The organism is Limnofasciculus baicalensis BBK-W-15 (assembly GCF_024178385.1).
In the GTDB taxonomy this organism is placed as follows: Bacteria; Cyanobacteriota; Cyanobacteriia; order Cyanobacteriales; family Coleofasciculaceae; genus Limnofasciculus; species Limnofasciculus baicalensis.
The window spans coordinates 1-2,336 of sequence record NZ_JAMZMM010000608.1 but is presented as its reverse complement, the minus strand read 5'-3'; the positions used below and the strand labels follow the sequence as shown (position 1 = coordinate 2,336).

Below are 2,336 nucleotides of genomic sequence, written 5' to 3'. Positions count from 1 at the left end.
GGGGTTGGGGGAGAGGGTACAACAGCAATCTACCCCAAAGGGATATACTGGGAGTAAGTCTCGATCAAATGCTCCCCCATAGAACCATGCAAGTTACCCAACAGCGATACTACTCTCCAGAGGAATATCTAGCACTAGAGGAGGCGGTTGACTACAAAAGCGAATACATTGACGGTGAAATTTTTCATATGGCAGGTGGATCTACTAATCATAATCGCATCGCTGGCAATTTCTATGCCGATCTGAATTTTGCCTTCAAAAAACTCGATTATGAAGTTTTCATGAGTGATGTTCGTCTATGGATACCGAAGCGGCGCATCTACACTTATCCCGATGTGATGATAGTTGCTGGAGAACCCAATTATTATAACGATCGCACGGATATGATTACCAATCCGCAAGTCATTATAGAAGTTTTATCAAAGTCAACGAAAGGGTATGACAGCGGTGAAAAGTTTCAAGCATACCGGACTATTCCTAGCTTTGCAGAATATCTATTAATTGACCAAAATAGGATTTATGTAGAACATTTTTATAAAACTAATAATAAGCGATGGTCTTTTGGCGAATATGATGAATCAGATGAAGTAATTGCGCTTTCTTCGGTATCTTTTCAAATTTCCCTAGCGGATATTTACAATAAGGTTAAATTAACAGAAGTAGATGGGCAGGAATTGCAAGAGGGGGACTAGTGCAACGGTAGTGACTTCAGGAGTGTCAGGTTTGGCGCTGCTAAATAGCTGGTAAAATTAGGATTTTCTGAACCAATGCTTCACCCTTCCGGGATTTAGGCAATCTTGTCTAATAAGTCCATGTCACTTTAGGAGAATTCTATGAGCTACTTTGATGAGGCAAAAGCCCACTTTATCGCGTCTCACCAGCATCCCATCAATCAAGTGCTGCACCACATTACTAATTTACTTGCAATCGCCAATGATACCGCCATTTGATGAAAACGGGAACCTCCCACCGGGAATATACTGGACAGAGTGGTCAGAATTTAAAGAGAGATATGGCACAACCTGGAAACGACTCCAAATGATTCAAGGATTAGAAACAGCAATGGCACAATTAAAAGTTGCAGGTTGCCGCAGTATCTATATTAATGGGAGCTTTGTCACCAGCGAAGCCAACCCGAAGGATTTTGATGCCTGTTGGGATTCAGAAGACGTTGATTTTACCCTTCTCCAAAGGATTGCCCCCACTTTATTAAATTATGACGACAAAAGAGCGGCACAGAAAATTAAGTATAAAGGCGAGATTTTTCGCTCAGACCAAATAGCAGATAATTATGGCACAATGTCAATAGACTTCTTTCAGCGAGATCGATCTAAAAATACTAAAGGCATCATCGCCATAGATTTACTGAGGTGGGAGCCATGATTAAAAACCAGATTCAGTATGAATTCAGCCAAGAACAAGCTGCTAAATTTCGCTGGGCAATAGCAGGATTGCAAACTGATGAAGCAAAGCGGAAACGCCATCCTCTTGATTGGCAATCTCTGATAGATTCCCATTACAGTCAGCTTGAAAGTCTTCAAAATGAAATTACTGAATATGAAACTCTGATTGCCCATAACCCAAACCAAGCAATCCTTCTCAATATCGATGAGATTAACCAACTATCAGATCTTTTAATCAAAGCCAGAATTGCTTTGAAAATTACCGAAAAAGAACTAGCATATTTATGCAATATCACAGAAGAGCAAATCAAAGCTTACGAAGATAAAAACTATAACAATGCCAGCTTTATAGATTTTATCTCAGTCATTGATGCCCTAGGAATTCAGATTCAAGAAGGTCAATTTTTTGCTAAATTAGATGAATTCTCCCAAGAACATCTCACCGCTATGCGAGAATCAGAAAACCTCAACGTGCCAATTCCCGCCTCTCCATAATCGCCATGAAGAGCCTTGAAATCACCGACTTCTTGGAGAAGTTGGTGATTTCGCCGTTATATATAACGGAACTGTAATATTTGTGATACCTTATTGCCAGTCATTCTAGGAGAGAATCCCTGTGAACTACTTTGATGAGGCAAAAGCCCATTTCATTGCTTCCCATCAGCATCCGATCAATCAAGTGCTGCACCACATTACTAATTTACTTGCGATCGCAGCCGTATTCCTACTATTCTACGATTGGCGGTTAACTCTGGTTTGCCTCGTACTAACTCAAGTCTTGGCAATCGGTGGTCATGCTTTCTTTGAGAAGAATGAACCCGCCTTTAGAAAGTATCCCGGTATCACCATTCTAGCTTCAATGTCATGGTCTTTTGAAAATTGGTTTGGATTTCGCCCTAGGAAAGGGGCTAGGGGCTAGGGGCTAGGAGTGAG

General features: G+C 41.0%; 4 protein-coding genes and 1 pseudogene. All 5 read left to right on the top strand.

The window, feature by feature from the left end:
• Nucleotides 1-86: 86 nt before the first annotated feature.
• The 5 genes and pseudogenes from NJ959_RS28705 (at nt 87) to NJ959_RS28690 (ending at nt 2,322) form a co-directional block, all read left to right on the top strand.
• Nucleotides 87-692 carry a Uma2 family endonuclease gene (locus NJ959_RS28705; protein WP_254015173.1) on the top strand — a complete coding sequence of 202 codons (606 nt, stop codon included), beginning with the start codon at nt 87-89 and terminating at the stop codon, nt 690-692.
• A gap of 141 nt (nt 693-833) precedes the next feature.
• A pseudogene (locus tag NJ959_RS30900) lies at nt 834-932 on the top strand (DUF962 domain-containing protein); the annotation flags it as partial.
• Between the two features lies 1 nt (nt 933).
• Nucleotides 934-1,383: a DUF6932 family protein gene (locus NJ959_RS28700; protein WP_254015172.1), complete on the top strand. Its 450-nt coding sequence runs from the start codon at nt 934-936 to the stop codon at nt 1,381-1,383.
• A complete protein-coding gene (locus NJ959_RS28695) occupies nt 1,380-1,898 on the top strand; it encodes a DNA-binding protein (protein ID WP_254015171.1) in 519 nt (172 codons plus the stop codon). The genes NJ959_RS28700 and NJ959_RS28695 overlap by 4 nt, the downstream gene beginning before the upstream one ends.
• Nucleotides 1,899-2,019: 121 nt before the next feature.
• Nucleotides 2,020-2,322, top strand: coding sequence for an Mpo1-like protein (locus tag NJ959_RS28690; RefSeq protein ID WP_254015170.1), 303 nt, complete (start codon nt 2,020-2,022; stop codon nt 2,320-2,322).
• Nucleotides 2,323-2,336: the final 14 nt, after the last annotated feature.

What these genes read in the sequence shown, in the direction of transcription:
- NJ959_RS28700 (WP_254015172.1), top strand. Translation starts at nt 934, where the DNA reads ATGATACCGCCATTTGATGAAAACGGGAACCTCCCACCGGGAATATAC.
- NJ959_RS28695 (WP_254015171.1), top strand. Translation starts at nt 1,380, where the DNA reads ATGATTAAAAACCAGATTCAGTATGAATTCAGCCAAGAACAAGCTGCT.
- NJ959_RS28705 (WP_254015173.1), top strand. Translation starts at nt 87, where the DNA reads ATGCAAGTTACCCAACAGCGATACTACTCTCCAGAGGAATATCTAGCA.